Annotated in this window: 15 protein-coding genes; 5 read left to right on the top strand and 10 right to left on the bottom strand. The window is 65.7% G+C overall.

Features of this window, described 5'->3' with window-relative positions; translation table 11 throughout:
* Positions 1-103: 103 nt before the first annotated feature.
* Positions 104-1,681 carry a methyl-accepting chemotaxis protein gene (locus FA85_RS09320; protein ID WP_036109356.1) on the bottom strand — a complete coding sequence of 526 codons (1,578 nt, stop codon included), beginning with the start codon at positions 1,679-1,681 and terminating at the stop codon, positions 104-106.
* Between the two features lie 228 nt (positions 1,682-1,909).
* Between FA85_RS09320 and FA85_RS09325 the strand changes: the two genes are divergently transcribed.
* From FA85_RS09325 to FA85_RS09335, 3 genes are read left to right on the top strand one after another with little or no spacing between them, the layout of a single operon-like run.
* Entirely contained in the window at positions 1,910-2,473 is a 564-nt protein-coding gene (locus FA85_RS09325; RefSeq protein ID WP_036109354.1) for an RNA polymerase sigma factor, read from the top strand.
* Positions 2,470-3,492 carry a FecR family protein gene (locus FA85_RS09330; protein WP_239739738.1) on the top strand — a complete coding sequence of 341 codons (1,023 nt, stop codon included), beginning with the start codon at positions 2,470-2,472 and terminating at the stop codon, positions 3,490-3,492. Before FA85_RS09325 ends, FA85_RS09330 begins: the two co-directional genes overlap by 4 nt.
* Positions 3,493-3,516: 24 nt before the next feature.
* On the top strand, positions 3,517-5,997 hold the full coding sequence (locus tag FA85_RS09335; RefSeq protein ID WP_036116943.1) for a TonB-dependent siderophore receptor: 2,481 nt from the start codon (positions 3,517-3,519) through the stop codon (positions 5,995-5,997).
* Here FA85_RS09335 and FA85_RS09340 read toward each other — a convergent pair.
* The 6 genes from FA85_RS09340 to cyoA all read right to left on the bottom strand — a co-directional run bounded on the left by FA85_RS09340 (position 5,994) and on the right by cyoA (position 11,888).
* A complete protein-coding gene (locus FA85_RS09340; RefSeq protein WP_051943190.1) occupies positions 5,994-6,917 on the bottom strand; it encodes a DUF535 family protein in 924 nt (307 codons plus the stop codon). The genes FA85_RS09335 and FA85_RS09340 overlap by 4 nt on opposite strands.
* A 39-nt stretch (positions 6,918-6,956) precedes the next feature.
* On the bottom strand, positions 6,957-7,739 hold the full coding sequence (locus FA85_RS09345) for an SURF1 family protein (protein ID WP_036109352.1): 783 nt from the start codon (positions 7,737-7,739) through the stop codon (positions 6,957-6,959).
* Positions 7,736-8,146 (bottom strand): cytochrome o ubiquinol oxidase subunit IV, encoded by a 411-nt coding sequence (cyoD, locus tag FA85_RS09350; protein WP_036109351.1) that lies wholly within the window; start codon positions 8,144-8,146, stop codon positions 7,736-7,738. Before cyoD ends, FA85_RS09345 begins: the two co-directional genes overlap by 4 nt.
* Positions 8,143-8,718, bottom strand: a complete 576-nt coding sequence (cyoC, locus tag FA85_RS09355) for a cytochrome o ubiquinol oxidase subunit III (protein ID WP_214442890.1) — start codon at positions 8,716-8,718, stop codon at positions 8,143-8,145. The genes cyoD and cyoC overlap by 4 nt, the downstream gene beginning before the upstream one ends.
* 52 nt (positions 8,719-8,770) lie before the next feature.
* Positions 8,771-10,744, bottom strand: a complete 1,974-nt coding sequence (cyoB, locus tag FA85_RS09360) for a cytochrome o ubiquinol oxidase subunit I (RefSeq protein ID WP_197056653.1) — start codon at positions 10,742-10,744, stop codon at positions 8,771-8,773.
* 70 nt (positions 10,745-10,814) lie between these two features.
* Complete coding sequence (gene cyoA, locus FA85_RS09365) at positions 10,815-11,888, bottom strand: ubiquinol oxidase subunit II (RefSeq protein WP_197056510.1); 1,074 nt, start codon at positions 11,886-11,888, stop codon at positions 10,815-10,817.
* 139 nt (positions 11,889-12,027) lie between these two features.
* Between cyoA and FA85_RS09370 the strand changes: the two genes are divergently transcribed.
* Entirely contained in the window at positions 12,028-13,371 is a 1,344-nt protein-coding gene (locus tag FA85_RS09370) for an MFS transporter (protein WP_036109345.1), read from the top strand.
* A 121-nt stretch (positions 13,372-13,492) separates the two neighbouring features.
* Positions 13,493-14,551 (top strand): bifunctional transcriptional activator/DNA repair enzyme AdaA, encoded by a 1,059-nt coding sequence (locus FA85_RS09375; RefSeq protein ID WP_036109343.1) that lies wholly within the window; start codon positions 13,493-13,495, stop codon positions 14,549-14,551.
* Positions 14,552-14,623: 72 nt separating this feature from the next.
* On the opposite strand, the gene FA85_RS09380 is transcribed toward FA85_RS09375, so the two are convergent.
* The 3 genes from FA85_RS09380 to FA85_RS09390 all read right to left on the bottom strand — a co-directional run bounded on the left by FA85_RS09380 (position 14,624) and on the right by FA85_RS09390 (position 16,512).
* Entirely contained in the window at positions 14,624-15,610 is a 987-nt protein-coding gene (locus tag FA85_RS09380; RefSeq protein WP_036109341.1) for an NAD-dependent epimerase/dehydratase family protein, read from the bottom strand.
* 12 nt (positions 15,611-15,622) lie between these two features.
* The gene (locus FA85_RS09385; RefSeq protein ID WP_036109340.1) at positions 15,623-16,168 is read right to left on the bottom strand and encodes a DUF2058 domain-containing protein; all 546 of its coding nucleotides are present in this window, start codon (positions 16,166-16,168) and stop codon (positions 15,623-15,625) included.
* A gap of 77 nt (positions 16,169-16,245) precedes the next feature.
* Positions 16,246-16,512, bottom strand: a complete 267-nt coding sequence (locus FA85_RS09390; RefSeq protein ID WP_036109338.1) for a hypothetical protein — start codon at positions 16,510-16,512, stop codon at positions 16,246-16,248.
* Positions 16,513-16,712: the final 200 nt, after the last annotated feature.

Consider the following 16,712-nt stretch of genomic DNA (forward strand, 5'->3'; position numbering starts at 1 on the left):
CACGTCGGGAGGATCGTTCGTCGTTCAAGTGCGGACATGGGACGGCGGCTGAGGTCGCGCCATCCTAGCCGACCTCTTGTGACAGACGCTTACAGACGCCTTATCAGGCGGCGTCGAGCTGAAAGAAGGCCACGCTGTCGACCAGTTCGCGCGCCCGTTGCTTCACGGCGTCGGCGGCCGCCGCGGCCTCTTCCACCAGGGCCGAATTGCTCTGGGTGACCTCGTCGATCTGACGCACGGCCTCGTTCACCTGAAGGATGCCCGCTGCCTCGGCGTCACTGACCGTGGCGATGGAACGCACGGAATGAGTCATGCGCTCGACGCCGCTGGAGAGTTCGGTCATGGCGCTGCCTGCGCTGCCGATGCGGCGGGCGCCGTCGGCGATCGTCTCGACCGATTCGTTCACCAGGAGGCGGATCTCGTTGGCCGCCTGCTTCGAGTGACCCGCCAGCGTGCGTACTTCCGCCGCGACGATATGAAAACCGCGTCCCGCCTCACCGGCACGTGCCGCTTCCACGGCCGCGTTGAGTGCGAGGATGTGGGTCTGCGAGGCAATCCGGTCGCTGACGGCGGTGATGTCGGCGATCCGGCCGGACACGTCGGCGATGCGGTCCATTGCGTCGACCGCGTCGCGCATGGCGACCTCGCCTTCCTGCGCGCCGAGCAACGATGCTTCAGCGATGCCGCGCGCCTCGCGCGCGTTCGCGGCATTGCCGTTTACGCTGCTCGTGAATTCCTGCATGGACGAGGCCGTCTCTTCGAGCGCGGCGGCCTGCTCGCTCGTGCGCGACGAGAGGTCCAGGTTGCCTTCGGCAATCTCACCGGTCGACTGCGAAATTTCTTCCGCCCCCTGGCGGATCGTCGTCACGACCTGGCGCAGCTGTCGGTTCATGCGGGCCAGCGCGCCCAGCAACTGCGCCGTCTCGTCACGGCCGTGGACGAGGATGTCAGTCGAAAGATCGCCTTCGGCCACGGCTTCCGCGACGGAGACGGCCCGACCGATCGGCCGCGTAATGCTCTGCGCGAGCAGCACGGTGATCACCACACCGAGCGCGACCGCGCCCAGCACGACCGCACCGAGCAGAATCAGGGCGGCGCGGAAGGCCGCGGCGCTTTCGTGTTCCAGACGGGCCGAGGTCACCGCCGACTCCTTCTGCACCCGGGCCACGATGTCATCGATCGCGGCCGTCGGAGCGCGGTCGATTCCCTTCACCAGCCCATCGACGACGTGCGCACTTCCCGGATTGGACGCCGTGTACTGGGCAAGCGCGGCAAGGTATTTCTCGCGCAGGGTGGCGTGCGTCGCTTCGATGGCGTCGATTTCGGCCACGGACGACCCCACGCCGGCCAGCTGCGCACGCAGCCGCTCCAGGTCCGCCTTCACGGCGTCCGCCTGCGTGCCGAACGCCGCGCGGTACTTCTGGAAGGCGGCGGGATCGGCACCGCGAAGCAACAGGTCCTTCCATTCCTGGACCTGCTTCTTGAAGTCGACCTGGGCCACGCGAGCGGTATCCGCCGCGGTGGAATAGGCCAGCGCCGTGCGGGCCGACGCCACCTGGACCTCGTGCATACGGGCAAGGCCGCGCCAGCCACCGATGCCGACGATGACCGTCGCGGCAAGGAGAATGGCACCCAGGACGGCAAGCCGGGTGGCGATACGAAAACGGTTGAACGACGTCATGACTGGGGACCGGATGGAGACGCAGTCCGCTTGCATCGTGAGGGATAGGCTCTTTATCGGCACGGTCCACCACGCCTTGACCGGTATCGGCCGATGCAGATGTGAAGGGGCCCATTTCAATTTTCCGGAGCTGGCACGTCTAGGGTGTTCGCCGGTGCGGAAATCGGCGTTCGTCCCTGCCCGTACGGGCGCCGATTTCCCACCGTGCGACCATTGATACCCAGCCCCATGAACGCGGTCAGACACACCATGGACTCTTCCGAGGCAGGCGCCTCACCGGGGGGCAAGCGCGCCGCCCAGGTGGTCGCCCTGTTCCGTGAGCACAACTCGGCTCTTGTCGCCTTCCTGCGGGCACGGCTGAATTCGCTTGCCGACGCCCAGGAGGTGGCCCAGGAGGTCTATCTGAAACTGCTTGCGCTGGACGACGCGACGAAGATCGATTCGCCGCGTGCGTTTCTGTTCCGTGCGGCCTCCAATCTGGCCGTGGACAAGCTGCGGATGCGGAACGTACGCGCCCTGGCCCCGGTCGATCCCGATGCCGACGACTGGCATGTCACGCCGATTCCCGAACAACACGCGTCGGCCCACGAGCAATGGCGCGACCTGCGTCAGGCCCTGGACGAGTTGCCACCCAAGACCAGCCGCGCCTTCGTTATGCACGTGATCGACGGACGCGACTTCGCCTCCATCGCGAAGGACATGAAGCTCAGCGAGCGCATGGTGCGCTACCACGTCGGCAATGCCCTGGCGCATTGCCGAGAACGCCGCGACCGCGCGGAGAACCCCTCGTGACCCTGACCCCCGTTAGCATCGATCGCCCTGTCGAACACACCGCCGCGGACTGGTGGGCCCAGCTGCGCGATCCCGACCTGCCCGAACAGGCGCTGCTGGACTGGAGCGACTGGCTCGAGGCCGATCCGCGCCATGCGGAAGCGTTCGAGCGCGCCTCGGCGCTGGCCGAGGCGGCGGGCGCCATGGCCCCGTCGCTGCGCGAACGCTTCGTGCAGCGTTACGCCCCGGCCCCGCTCCATCCGGATCGTGCACGGCGGCCGCGCATCGCGATGGCAGCCGCTGCGGTGGCGGCGCTGGCTCTGCTCGGGGCGGGCGCATTCATCGGCCTGCGCCCGTCCCATGAGGCTTCGACTCGCCAGTACGCCAGCGAACGTGCCGGCCATCGCGATATCGACCTGCCCGATGGCTCCAGCATCGAGCTGGGGGGCGCGACCTCGGTGACCACGCGCTATGGCCACGACGAGCGGGCGATCGATCTGGATGCGGGCGAGGCCTTCTTCCGGGTGGCGCATGCCGAGCGTCCGTTCGTCGTCAATGCCGGGCCACTGCGTATTCGCGACCTCGGCACGGCGTTCAACGTGCGCCGCACCGGCGACCGGGTCACCGTGGCGGTGACCGAAGGCCGGGTGCAGGTATCGCCGACGGGCGCCCAGGGCGACGACGGCACCATTGAACTCGGTGCCGGGCGCGAAGTCTCATTCGATCCGGAGACTCACGCCATGCGCATTCTGGACGTCGATCCGGCCACGGCTACCGCGTGGCGCGGCCATCGGCTGGAATTCGTCAATGAGCCGCTGTCGTCCGTGGTCGACAACGTCAACCGTTACAGCAGCCGGCCTATCCGCCTCGCCGATCCCGCGCTGGGCAGGCTGACGTTTACCGGCACCGTGCAGGTCGATACCATCGACAGCTGGGTGGCGGCACTGCCCCGGGTGTTTCCGGTGCGCGTCGATGCCTATACCGACCGGCTGGAACTCACCCGTCAGACCGCCATGACGCGGGGTGCCAGGCCGCGCTGAACACCACCGTTGGGGCCGCAGGTCTTGCAGTACTCGCTTCGCGGGCGCCGGCGCGCAATCTCCGGCGCGCTGGCGTTAGTGCTCGCGCACGGCGCCGCCTGCGCCGCCGAGGTTCCGGCCGATGGTTTCAGCTCCGCTCCCGTCGCGTTCGCCATCGCGCCGCAGCCGCTGGCCACGGCGCTGCTGGCCTGGGGTAAACAGGCCAACGTGCAGGTGCTCACCGCGTCCGGCTCGATCGCAAGCTGGCGATCCGGTGGTGCGCAGGGTGTTCTCACGCCGAACGCCGCCCTCGATGAACTGCTGCAGGGCACGGATCTCGAACGGGAGTCATATGACGCCCGCACGGTCGTCGTGCGCCAGCGGCAGAAACCCGGCAACGCGACGCCGGCGCCCGGCGATCCGGCCGCTCCCTTCGATCCGGCGGATGTCGTTCCGCTGGCGACGGTCGACGTGCAGGGTCTGGTGCAGGACGGCGGTTTCAAGGCGGACACCACCCGAAGCGTCACGCGCAACGATGCCCACCTGACCGATGTGCCGCAGTCGATCTCCGTGGTGACACGCGACGTGATCGAGTCACAACAGGCGGTCGATATCGGCGATGTCGCGCGCTATGTCGCCGGTGTGCAGTACGTCGACGGTTATGGCGGCGCGCCGCTGTTTCTCATCCGCGGTTTCGATGCCGGCCATGGCATGACGGATGGCATGCCTAATGGCATCGCTCGCACCGAGGATCTGCCACCGCTGATCGGCATCGAACGTGTCGAAGTACTGCGCGGCCCCGAAGCCATTCTTGGCGACGCGTCGCAGAACAATAATTTCGGTGGCTCGGTCAACGTCGTGATGAAGCGGCCACAGGCCGAGACGGTGCGCACGCTCACGTATTCACTGGGCAAGTACGACGGTGGCAGGCTCGGTATCGATCTCGCGGGCACCGCATCGAAGGACGGTTCGGTGACGTACCGCCTTGTCGCTGCGGGGCAGCGCGGCGAGAAAACTGACGAAGGCGATGGTGGCGGTCATGGCGCTTACGTCGCGCCGTCGCTCGCATGGCAAGGCGAGCGCACCCGTGTCATGGGCGGGCTGGAATTCGTGGACAACCGGGTCCCCGGACCGGAGCACACCGTCCTGCTCGGCGCCTCGCTGGCCTCCGCGTCGCCGTATCGCTCCGTCCCCGGCACACCGGGCGACACCTCGACCTACCGCACCGGACGCGCCGTGTTCGAGCTCGATCACGAGTTCGAGGACTGGACGTTCCACAGCCAGGGCCAATACGTCCGCCAGCGCAGCGACGGCAACAGCTGGTCGTATGTGTCGAGCGGCTTCGGCACGCAGAGCAACGTCCTGTCGGCCGTCGCGCGCTCGTTTCGCTACACCGGCACCTACTGGACCTGGCAGAACGACCTCACCCGCACGTTCCGCTACGGCGACGTCACGCACACGGTTCTGGTCGGCGTCGACCTCGCCCGCACCCACGCGGGTGACGGCGGCAGCGGCACGACAACCGAAACGGAAAGCGGCGCCGACGACATCACCGATCGCGATGCCTACGTAACGACCCGTCCGCTGGCGTACGACCTGCGCACTGGCGCGACCATGTCCGCCAAATACAATGCGCTGATCGCGCCGGTGAGTACCACGGTGCAGACGCTCGGCGGCTCGTGGCAAACGAACGCCGGCGTCTACCTGCAGGATCAGGTCGCGATCGGCGACGACTGGAACGTCCTTGCCGCCCTGCGTCGAACGACCTACAAGCTGGAGACGCACTGGACCGACGGGTCTCCCCGCACGATCCGCAAGGCGCGCTGGATTCCCAAGCTGGGCATCGTCTACAAGCTGACGCCCGGGATAGCGCTGTACGCCGACTCGTCGACGGGTTTCCAGCCGGACCCGCTGCTGGGCAAGGACGGCCAGCCGTTGCCCGTCGCCACGTCCCGCCAGGTGGAACTCGGCGGCAAATTCGACCTGTCCGACCATCGCGCGCGACTGACCGCGGCGGTCTATCGCATCCATGTCGATCACAGCGTCGACCTGGTATCGCCGGAACCGCCGTTCTTCGCCACGCCCGGACCGGGCCAGACCAACCGCGGCGTGGAGCTGGAGTTTTCCGGTCGTGTCGCCGAGGGTCTCGATGTGCTGGCCAGCGTGACGGAAGCACGTATCCACAACAACGACGACACCCGCCCCACCGGTTCTCCAAGGCATCAGGCCGCCGCATGGGCGAGCTATCGTTTCGGCGACGGCGACACCAAACCCTGGGGCATCGGCGCCGGCATCCTCGCCCGCAGCCGCAGCATCGGGCGGACCAGCGGCGATGGGCAGTACTTCGGCATTCCCGGCCAGGCCAGCGTGGAAACCAACGTGTCGCGGTACGGCAGGAACTGGCGGCTGACGCTGGGCGTGAAGAACCTCTTCGCCCGTACGCTGTACGCGGTGAATTTCGATGAGACCTTCGTACCGATAAGGCAGGGGCGCGTCGTCCTGCTCTCGGGTTCGTACGACTTCTAGGCCTTCGCGAACGAGCGCAGGGCGACCTCGCAGGCTTCGCGCCGGAACGTATCGCGTTCATCACGGCCGCTGCTCGCTCCGATGCGCGGAATCTCGTAACACCCGTCGATACCCGGGACACCGCCATGCCGGCGCCAGAAGCGGTCATAGGACGCCGCCGTGACGCCCGCCCGACGATCCAGCGGATGCGCGTCACGGGACACGCCGCGCACCCGGTCGATGCCGAAATACGTCGCCAGCGCGCGAACCACCGCGAGCAGCAGGTCGCGCGGACGCAGACCGCCCGTGGCACGGGTGAACCGCGCAATCGCACCGCGTCCGAGGTAGGCCCACGACCCGCGCATGGCGCCGACCAGCAGGCCCTCCGTCCCGCCGAACGTGATCGCGCAGGAGGAGATCACCTCTTTGTCGCCGTTGAGCAGGAACAGGCCGAGTTCGCCCGTGGCTTCGTGCTCGGGCGCGCGCGCATGCAGATACGCCACTTCACCGCCGCCGAGCGGCAGCGTCGCCAGGCGCACGTCGTGGCCACGGATCAGACGCTCACGCAGGCGCTCCGGAAACTTCCGGGCGACAAACCGGTAATGCGCTTCGACGAGCCGGGCGCACGTCGCCAGATCGAAGTCGCGTGAGATGTAATGGCGCTGCCAGCGCTCATAGACCCGCGGATTGAGCTCAGCGGCCGCGCGCATCGCCCGCGAGCGCCCGACCATGTCCAGCCACGCCGTCTGCCGCCGAAAGGCGGCGAGCGACCGAAGCAGATAAGTGAGACGCCGTTCGGGAACCGCTCCTTTGCGTCGCAGGGAAGCACGGCGTCGCGCGTGGTCCAGCACCAGGGCCAGCGTGCCTTGCCGCTGGCGGGGCGTCGCCCAGGCCAGGGTGAGGTCGTGCATCGCTTGCGACTCGGGGTAAGGCGTCTGCATCTACCCAAGACGTCCGGGGATCCCGAAATTGAAACGCCCTCAGGGTGTGCGGCGCTTCCTGCGCTGGTCCTTCCAGACGATCCAGGCGCCCAGCAGGGTCATCAGGGCCAGACCGAACCACGTGATCGCGTAGGACAGATGGTTGTCGGGGAAAGCGATGACGGTCAGGCCGCCGACCGGACCTTCGTTACCCTCGCCGCGACCGGGCGAGGAAGCCGCGTCCGCGTCGACGAAATAGGGCGCGGTGTCGTCCAGACCCTTGGCCGCGGCGATCGCCGCCACGTCACGGGAATACCAGCGATCGCCCGCGGGGTCGTTGTCCTGCAGGAACGCACCCTTGGGTTCGCTGATCCGCAACAGGCCGGAGATCGTGGTTTCACCGGCGGGACCGGGGGTACAGGTGGCCTTGCCGCCGCACCATGTCGTGGACACGAAGCCGCGGTTGACGATGACCGTGTCGCCCGAACGCGTACGCAGCGGGGTCATCAGCCACGAACCCATGCCCAGCTCCGTGCTGGCACGCACACGCACGCTCTTGTCCTGCAGGAACGTGCCGGTCAGCCTGACCCGACGGTACTCGTCGTTGGCGGCGCTGACCACGGGCCACTGCCCACGGCCCGGCGCGGTGACCGGCTCAGCATGCACGCGCTGGTCGACGCGGGCGATCAGGTCGTGTTTCCACGCGCGGCGGTGCACCTGCCAGGTGCCCAGGGCGACGAAAGCGACGAACAGCACCGTGCCGAGCACCGCCAGCAAGGCCAGAACGAAGACGCCGCGCGGAGGGCGCGGCGTCGTGGCTTCGTTTGGAACGTTGGTGCTCAAGGCAGGTTCTTGACCTGTTGCTCGGTCATGTCATGCGACATGCCCGGCATCATGTTGGCGTTCATGTGGAACATGACCCAGATGGAACCCGTGAGCGTGATGACCACCAGCACCAGGGTGAAGATCAGGGCCAGCATGTTCCAGCCACCCTCCGACTTCGTGTTCATGTGCAGGAAGTAGATCATGTGGACCACGATCTGGATGGCGGCGAAGAAGAGCACCACGATCGCAAGCGTCTGCGAGTTCGGGATGACCTTGCCCATCACGAGCCAGAACGGGATCGCGGTGAGGAACACGGCGAGGAAGAACCCCGTCATGTATCCCTTCAGCGTGCTGTGGCTGGCACCGTCGTCGTGATCGTGGTGATCGTCGTGGTGGTGATCGTGCGATTCGATGTGCGCGCTCACGGCAGCACTCCCATCAGGTAAACGAAGGTGAAGACGCCGATCCAGACCACGTCGAGGAAGTGCCAGAACATCGAGAGGCACATGATGCGACGCTTGTTGGCGGCGGTCAGACCGAAGCGACCCACCTGGAACAGCAGCGTGACCAGCCAGATGCAGCCGAAGGTCACGTGCAGGCCGTGGGTGCCGACCAGGGTGAAGAACGAGGACAGGAACGCGCTGCGCTGCGGACCGGCACCTTCGTGGATCAGGTGGGCGAACTCCCACATTTCGATGCCGAGGAAGGCCAGACCGAACAGACCGGTCACGACCAGCCACGCCATCATCGTGCCCTTGCGATTCTTCTGCATCTCCAGCACGGCGAAGCCGTAAGTGATGGAAGACAGCAGCAGCATCGTGGTGTTGACGGCGACCAGCGGCAGCTCGAACAGGTCGGCACCCGAGGGGCCACCGGCGTAGCTGCGACCCAGCACGCCGTAGACGGCGAACAGGCAGGCGAAGATGAGGCAATCGCTCATCAGGTAGATCCAGAACCCGAGCAACGTTCCGTTGGCCGGGTGGTGATCTTCCTTCATCCAGAACTCGAGTTTCTGGCCATCCGCGACGACGGCGGGCGAAGCGTGATTATCAGACATGGGCGGCAAGCTCTTCCGTGCGGATGGCTTCGGTACGAGCCACTTCGTCGGCGGGGATGTAGTAGTCGCGCTTGTAGTTGAAGGTGTGCGTGATGGCGCTCACCAGCAGGCCGACGAAGGCCAGGCCGGCGATGAGGAACATGTGCCAGATCATGGCGAAGCCGACCACGAAGGCGAAGCCCGCGATGACGACGCCCGCTGCCGTGTTCTTCGGCATGTGGATCGGCAGGTAGCCACCGAGGCGACGCTCGTGACCGCGCTCCTTCATGTCCCACCAGGCATCCGAGTCATGGATGATCGGGGTGAACGCGAAGTTGTAGTCCGGCGGCGGCGACGAGGTCGACCACTCCAGGGTACGGCCGTGCCACGGATCGCCGGTGACGTCGCGCAGCTTCTCACGGTTGCGGATGCTGACGAAGATCTGGATCAGGAACGAGGCGATGCCCAGAGCGACCAGCACCGCGCCGAAGGCGGCGATACGGAACCAGATGGCCAGCGACGGATCTTCGAAGTGGTTCATGCGGCGGGTAACGCCCATGAAGCCCAGCACGTACAGCGGCATGAATGCGAAGTAGAAGCCGGTCAGCCAGAACCAGAACGAGCACTTGCCCCAGAACGGGTCGAGGCGGAAGCCGAAGGCCTTCGGGAACCAGTAGTTGATGGCGGCGAACACACCGAACACCACGCCGCCGATGATCACGTTATGGAAATGCGCGATCAGGAACAGCGAGTTGTGCAGCAGGAAGTCGGCCGGGGGCACGGCGAGCATGACGCCGGTCATGCCGCCGATCACGAAGGTGACCATGAAGCCCATCGTCCAGAGCATCGGCACGTCGAACTGAATGCGGCCACGGTACATCGTGAACAGCCAGTTGAAGATCTTCGCACCCGTCGGGATCGAGATGATCATCGTGGTGATGCCGAAGAACGAGTTGACGCTCGCGCCGGAACCCATGGTGAAGAAGTGGTGCAGCCAGACCAGGTACGACAGCACGGTGATGACCACGGTGGCGTAGACCATCGAGGCGTAACCGAACAGGCGCTTGCGGCTGAACGTCGAAACGATTTCCGAGAACACGCCGAACACAGGCAGCACCAGAATGTAGACCTCGGGGTGACCCCAGATCCAGATCAGGTTGACGTACATCATGGCGTTGCCGCCGAAGTCCGTTGTGAAGAAGTTGGTACCGGCGTAGCGGTCGAGCGCGAGCAGCACCAGCACCGCCGTCAGCACCGGGAAGGCGGCGACGATCAGCACGTTGGTGCACAGCGAGGTCCAGGTGAAGACGGGCATCTTCATCATGGTCATGCCCGGCGCGCGCATCTTGACGATGGTGGCGATCAGGTTGATACCGGACAGCGTGGTGCCGACACCGGCCACCTGCAGCGACCATATGTAGTAGTCGACACCGACATCGGGACTGGCCGCGAGGCCGGACAGAGGCGGGTAGGCCAGCCAGCCGGTACGGGCGAACTCACCGACGAACAGCGAGGCCATGACCAGCAGGCCGCCAGCGACCGTCATCCAGAAGCTGAAGTTGTTGAGGAACGGGAAAGCCACGTCGCGCGCGCCGATCTGCAGCGGCACCACGTAGTTCATCAGACCCGTGACCAGGGGCATCGCCACGAAGAAGATCATGATCACGCCGTGGGCGGTGAAGATCTGGTCGTAGTGATGAGGGGGCAGGAAACCGGGATTGTCGCCGAAGGCGATGGCCTGCTGCATACGCATCATCAGCGCGTCCGCGAAGCCGCGGAGCAGCATGATGATGCCGAGCACCATGTACATGATGCCGATCTTCTTGTGGTCGATGCTGGTGAACCACTCTTTCCAGAGATAGCCCCACAGCTTGTACTTGGTGATCAGACCGAGCACCACGATGCCACCCAGGGCGACGCCCGCGAAGGTGGCGATCAGGATGGGCTCGTGGTACGGAATCGCATCGAGAGTGAGGCGTCCGAAGATCAGTTTGGCTAGATCGGGCATGTTCATTACCGGACTCGCTAAGGCTTGAATCGAAATCAGGCGGCCGCTGTTACAGCGGACGTCCGGCAGGGGTCATCGGCTGGCCGGCCACGCCGGCGCCGAGGCAGTAGGCACCGACATAGCGCGGGCCGGCATCGGCCAGACCTACCCGGGCGCGGGTCGCGGCGTCGAGCGAGGTCACGTTGTAGGTACCCACGACACCCTGCCCACCCTGCTTGTCGATCGCCATCATGTCGCTCTGGCACATGCGGTTCGACTCGACGCAGCGGTTGAGGATGGCGTTGTAGAGGTTGGGTGCCACGGTACCGTAGAAGTGCACCGGGTCCTTCTCGCTGGGCTGCTCGAGCTTGAGGTAATCCTCGCGGCTGAGCGTGTCGCCACTGGCCTTTGCCTTGGCGACCCAGCTGTCGAAGCCCTCATCGGACAGGCTATGGAAGGTGAAGCGCATGTCCGAGAAGCCGGCGCCGCTGTAATTGGCCGAAATGCCTTCGAAATCGCCGGTTTTGTTCATCACCGCGTGCAGCTTCGTCTCCATGCCGGGCATGGCATAGATCATGCCGGCCATCGACGGGACGAAGAACGCGTTCATGACGGACGAGGCCGTGATGTGAAACTCGATGGGGCGATCGACCGGGGCCGCCATCTCGTTGACCGTGGCGATGCCCTGTTCCGGGTAGAGGAACAGCCACTTCCAGTCCAGCGCCACGACCTCGACCACCAGCGGCTTGGTGCCGGGGGCGACGGGGCGGGTGGCGTCGATCTGGTCGAGCGGACGATAGGGATCGAGCTTGTGCGTGCTGGTCCAGGTGATGGCGCCCAGCGCGATGATGATCAGCAGGGGAGCCGACCAGATCAGCAGCTCGAGGACCGTCGAGTGGTTCCAGTCCGGGTCGTAGCCCTTGTGATTCTTGTTCTTCTCGCTGTATTTCCAGGCGAAAAGGAAGGTCATCACGATCACGGGGATGATGATGATGAGCATCAGCACCACGGAGATCATGATCAGGTCGCGCTGCTGCCTCGCGATGTCGCCCGAAGGGCTGAACAGCACGGCATCGCAGCCCGAAAGCAACAGGGCAAGGGCGGGGATCAGCAATCCGCGCAACATCTTCAAGGACATTCGCATGATGGAGGCAACCGTGGGGACCATAAAATTTACGCTGAACGGGTGGGCAAGGCCATAGGACACATTGTCCCATGGTCTACGAGCCATTGACCTCAAGCTTCGCTATGCTGTACCCAACTCTCCAGCCGGGCCGGGTACGATGACGACCATTTCGCAAGCGCATCAAGGGATTGCAGGCGTCGAACAGGACGTCCGCCGCCAGCACCAGACCAGCCACGCCCCGGTCGCCCCCGGCGAGATCGCCGTCGGTGTCGTCATCGGCCGCGCCTCGGAGTACTTCGACTTCTTCACCTACGGCATCGCGTCCGTGCTGGTGTTCCCGTCGGTCTTCTTCCCGTTCCTCAGTCCGCTGGACGGGATCCTGCTGGCTTTTACGATCTTCTCGTTCGCCTTCATCGCCCGCCCGATCGGCACCACCCTGTTCATGGCGATCCAGCGGACCTGGAGCCGCGGCACCAAGCTGACGGCCGCCCTGTTCCTGCTGGGCACCTCCACGGTCTGCATCGCCTTCCTCCCCGCCAATACGACCGGCGGCTATCAGGTCATCGTGATCCTGTCCCTGCTGCGCTTCTTGCAGGGCATTGCGCTCGGCGGCTCCTGGGATGGCCTGCCCTCCCTGCTTTCGCTCAACGCCCCTAAGGAAAAGCGGGGCTGGTACGCGATGCTGGGCCAGCTGGGCGCCCCGATGGGCTTCCTGATCGCCGGGTCGCTGTTCCTCTTCCTCAATACCCAGCTGTCCCGTGAAGACTTCCTCGGCTGGGGCTGGCGCTACCCGTTCTTCGTGGCCTTCGCCATTAACGTGGTGGCCCTGTTCGCCCGTCTGCGTCTGGTGGTGACCGAGGAGTACACGCAGTTGCTCGAAGAAGGCCAGCTGGAGCCGATCGGCATCATCGAGATGTTCCACGCTCAGGGCTACAACCTGTTCATCGGCGCCTTCGCCGCCCTGGCCAGCTACGCGCTGTTCCACATCGTGACGATCTTCCCGCTGTCGTGGATCTCGCTGAACCGCTCGCAGGACATCAATAACGTCCTGATCGTGCAGATCGTCGGCGCCTTCGTGGCGATCCTGGCCACTGTGGCCTCCGGTGTGCTGGCCGACAAGTTCGGGCGTCGCAACACGCTGGGCACCATGGCGGTGCTGATCGGCCTGTTCGCCATCGCCTCCCCGTGGCTCCTGGGCGGCGGCAAGGTGGCGCAGGATGCCTTCCTGCTGATCGGCTTCGCCCTGCTCGGCCTGTCTTACGGCCAGGCGGCCGGTACCGTGACCGCGAACTTCGCAAAGCGCTTCCGCTATACCGGCGCGGCGCTGACCTCCGACTTCGCCTGGTTGTTCGGCGCCGCGTTCGCCCCGCTGGTGGCGCTGGGTCTGTCGATGCGATTCGGGCTCGGCGCGGTCAGCATCTATCTGCTCTCCGGCGCCGCCTGCACCCTGTTGGCCCTGCGCATCAACCGAGCGCTGGAAACCGACCGCAACAAGGCCTGACGCGATGACCGGGGAGCGGCCGCATCGCTCCCCGGTCATCGACAAGGCAGTCGGGACCTTCGGAAAATAGCCGCCCGATTCGCGTGCTTCGACGCTGCCAGCATGCCTTACGCTATGCGGCATGCTTTTCGACCTGCCCGACCACGACACCTTATACAGAGCGTTACTCGACCGGGACCCGGCTTACGACGGCCATGTGTTCGTCGGCGTCACCAGCACCGGCGTGTTCTGCCGGCTGACCTGCCCGGCCCGCAAACCGCTGCTCGAGAACACCCGCTTCTACGATTCGATCGCCGGCTGTTTCGAAGCCGGCTTCCGGCCGTGCCTGCGTTGTCGCCCCCTCGATCCCGTGGGCCAGCGCGAACCGATGGTCTCGGCCCTGCTCAAGCGGCTGGAGGACGACCCCGAGCGGATCTGGTCCGAGGACGACCTCACCGCACTCGGCTACGACCCCTCAACCGTGCGACGCAGCTTCAAGCGCCACCTCGGCCTGACCTTCCTGGACATGGCCCGTCTTCGCCGGGCAGGACAAGGGATGGACAAGCTGGCTGGCGGAGCCACCGTCATCGAGGCTCAGCAGTCGGCCGGGTACGCATCGGGCAGCGGGTTCCGGGAGGCGATCGTACGCCTGCTCGGCGACGTGCCGGTGGCGCTTCGCGGGCGTGAACTGCTCAGGGCCGACTGGATCGAGTCGCCCATCGGCACGATGCTGGCCGTGGCCGACTCGCACGCCCTGCATCTGCTGGAATTCTTCGACCGGACGGCGCTGCCGACCGAGCTGAAGAAGTTGCGCGAGTCCACCCGCTCGTCGATCGGATTCGGGCGCACGCCGGTGATCGACCGGATCGAGCGCGACCTGCGCGACTATTTCGCGGGCACGCGGCTGGTGTTCGAGACGCCGCTGGCCCTGCATGGCTCGGTGTTTACCAAAGCGGTGTGGGATGAGCTGGTGGCGATCCCGCCGGGGACGACGCGGAGCTATTCGGAGATCGCCGCCTCAGCGGGAAGACACACCGCGGTGCGTGCCGTGGCGCGTGCCAACGGAGCGAATCAGCTGGCGATCGTGATTCCGTGTCACCGGGTGATCGGCGCCGATGGATCGCTGACCGGGTATGGCGGCGGGCTGTGGCGCAAGGAATGGTTGTTGCGCCATGAGCGGAAAGTCATGGGGCTGAGGTGAGGTTGCCGCGCCGAAGCGCGGATCGCTGCCAGGAGTCAGCGCCCACCGGTGGCTTGCAAGACGGCGCGGCCTTCAACCGATCACAGGATACGGTCCGTCCCCGAACGCCGCATCGTGGTAACCCTTCTTCCCGATAGCCCGTGCCATGTCGCTGCGGAAGTCGACACCCTCGCGCAGGCACGTCAGCACGAACGCGAAATCGCGTTTCGGCGTCCAACCCAGATCACGCGTCGCCCGCGCGCTGTCGTAAACGCGATCCAGCGACGGCAGCAAGCGCCAGTCACGCGCGGCGTACAGCGCATCCACGTCAGGATAGAGGCGACGCACCACCGAGGGCGCGTCGTGGCGTAACGCGTCCACGTCGTCCCGGGAAAACGGCGTGGTCGCCGAAACGATGTAGCGACCGAAGCGCAGCGCACGTGCGCGCTCGACAGCGAGCACGTGCGCGCCAACGACATCCTCGATATCCACGCGCCGGTACAACAACTCGTTCGCCTGCATATTCGCGGTATCGAACGCGTCGCGCACCTGTGCGCTGTCGTCATCCTCCGGGAAAAAACGCGAGGTGCGCAGCACGAGTACCGGCAGGCCATCCTTGCGTGCGACGAGTTCGCAAAGGTCCTCCGCGGCGATCTTCGTCGTGCCGTAGATGTTTTTCGGTACCGGCACGACGCCCTCATCGATCCAGGCGGCGGGCTCGCCGGGCGCCGGCGACAACGCCGCGCCGAAAGCACTCGTCGTGCTGGTGAAGACGAACGAGCTCACACCATGCAATACGGCAGCTTCGAGCAAGGCGAGGGTGCCCGCGACGTTGGTATCGACGAACTGTCGTTTTGAATGCGTGACGACGTGCGGTTTATGCAGGGTCGCGCCGTGGATCACAGCGGTCACGCCCGACATGGCGTCACGCACGAACGTCTCATCGGCGATAGAGCCTACGATGTCGGTGAAGGGCGAACGTTTGATGTCGAGGCCGCGTACCTCGCGACCCTCCGCTCGCAAGCGTCGCACCAGGGCTTCGCCGAGGTGTCCCGCGCTACCGGTAACGAGAACGGTCATGCGCCGACCGCCTTACCAGATGAGGTCGTCCGGCACGACGAACTGCTTGTAGTAGTCGTCGTCATCGTCGCTGGTCGGCAGCGGATCGCCCTCCTTGCGGCCGTGGTCGAGCACGATCATGTCGGTCGCGCGGGCGTGGATCTTGTCCGCGGGCAGACGGGGAATCAGCTCGTAGCCGTCGTCGGCACGGGCGATGACCAGCGCCCCCGAGGCCAGCTGGTTGCGCAGCCACTCGCTGACGAAGATGCTGGCGATCTTGTCGCCGTCGTTGAAGCGATAGGCGATGTCGCCCTCGCGCTTGACCTTCGTGGTCTCGATGATCTGCCGGACCTGGGCGCGGATCTCCTTTGCCCGGGCCTCGGCATTGCGTTCGGCGGCCAGAGCCCGGTCGCGCTCGGCCCGCTCAGCCTGGAGGCGGCGGACGTCGACCTGATCGGCCGCATCCGGCGCGGGAGCCTTGCCCTGACGGGCCTTGGCCTGTTCACGGGCGACCTTGGCGACCTTGTCCTTCTTGACGAGGCCGGCCTTGAGAAGCTGTTCCTGGAGCGGATTGCGCATATCGGCGATTTCGTACGTGCGAGGTCCCCGATTCTAACGCCGAACGGGAGCGGCGGGACCGGGGCGTCACGCGGCCCTCAGAAGAACTCGACCTGCACCAGCAGGGGACGCCGGAACTCACCGCCGCGCACCGTCGGCTGGGTTTCACGCAGACGCGCGTTGAACTGATAAGAGCGGCCAGTGCCCACGGCGTTGACCAGGAACGGCACGCCGGGCCGGAGCGTCGTCTTCGTATCGTCGCTGGCGATTTCGAGACCGACGTTCTTCGGGCCGGTCAGGGAGAAGAGCTCATCCAGTACAGGATCGGCGTCCGTCGCCTTACCGAAGGTGAAACTGGCGATCATCCCGACCGGCTCCGCGCAGGACTCCACCCTGAAATAGAACGGCAGACATAGCGTGTCGCATTCATGACCACGCCCGCCCCGGCAGGCGTGGGGGCAAGCATCAGCAGCGCGGCAAGCACACACGCTGGCAGGCCGGGATTCCATTTCATCGCGTGCATCCGGAGTCGTTCCTTCACGTAAACAGTGCGACCGCCGGCCAG

The sequence above is a fragment of the Luteibacter mycovicinus genome (assembly GCF_000745235.1).
Taxonomy (GTDB): Bacteria; Pseudomonadota; Gammaproteobacteria; order Xanthomonadales; family Rhodanobacteraceae; genus Luteibacter; species Luteibacter mycovicinus.

What these genes read in the sequence shown, in the direction of transcription:
- FA85_RS09320 (WP_036109356.1), bottom strand. Translation starts at nt 1,681, where the DNA reads ATGACGTCGTTCAACCGTTTTCGTATCGCCACCCGGCTTGCCGTCCTG.
- FA85_RS09325 (WP_036109354.1), top strand. Translation starts at nt 1,910, where the DNA reads ATGAACGCGGTCAGACACACCATGGACTCTTCCGAGGCAGGCGCCTCA.
- FA85_RS09340 (WP_051943190.1), bottom strand. Translation starts at nt 6,917, where the DNA reads ATGCAGACGCCTTACCCCGAGTCGCAAGCGATGCACGACCTCACCCTG.
- cyoC (WP_214442890.1), bottom strand. Translation starts at nt 8,718, where the DNA reads ATGAAGGAAGATCACCACCCGGCCAACGGAACGTTGCTCGGGTTCTGG.
- cyoA (WP_197056510.1), bottom strand. Translation starts at nt 11,888, where the DNA reads ATGCGAATGTCCTTGAAGATGTTGCGCGGATTGCTGATCCCCGCCCTT.
- FA85_RS09370 (WP_036109345.1), top strand. Translation starts at nt 12,028, where the DNA reads ATGACGACCATTTCGCAAGCGCATCAAGGGATTGCAGGCGTCGAACAG.
- FA85_RS09375 (WP_036109343.1), top strand. Translation starts at nt 13,493, where the DNA reads ATGCTTTTCGACCTGCCCGACCACGACACCTTATACAGAGCGTTACTC.
- FA85_RS09380 (WP_036109341.1), bottom strand. Translation starts at nt 15,610, where the DNA reads ATGACCGTTCTCGTTACCGGTAGCGCGGGACACCTCGGCGAAGCCCTG.
- FA85_RS09385 (WP_036109340.1), bottom strand. Translation starts at nt 16,168, where the DNA reads ATGCGCAATCCGCTCCAGGAACAGCTTCTCAAGGCCGGCCTCGTCAAG.
- FA85_RS09390 (WP_036109338.1), bottom strand. Translation starts at nt 16,512, where the DNA reads ATGATCGCCAGTTTCACCTTCGGTAAGGCGACGGACGCCGATCCTGTA.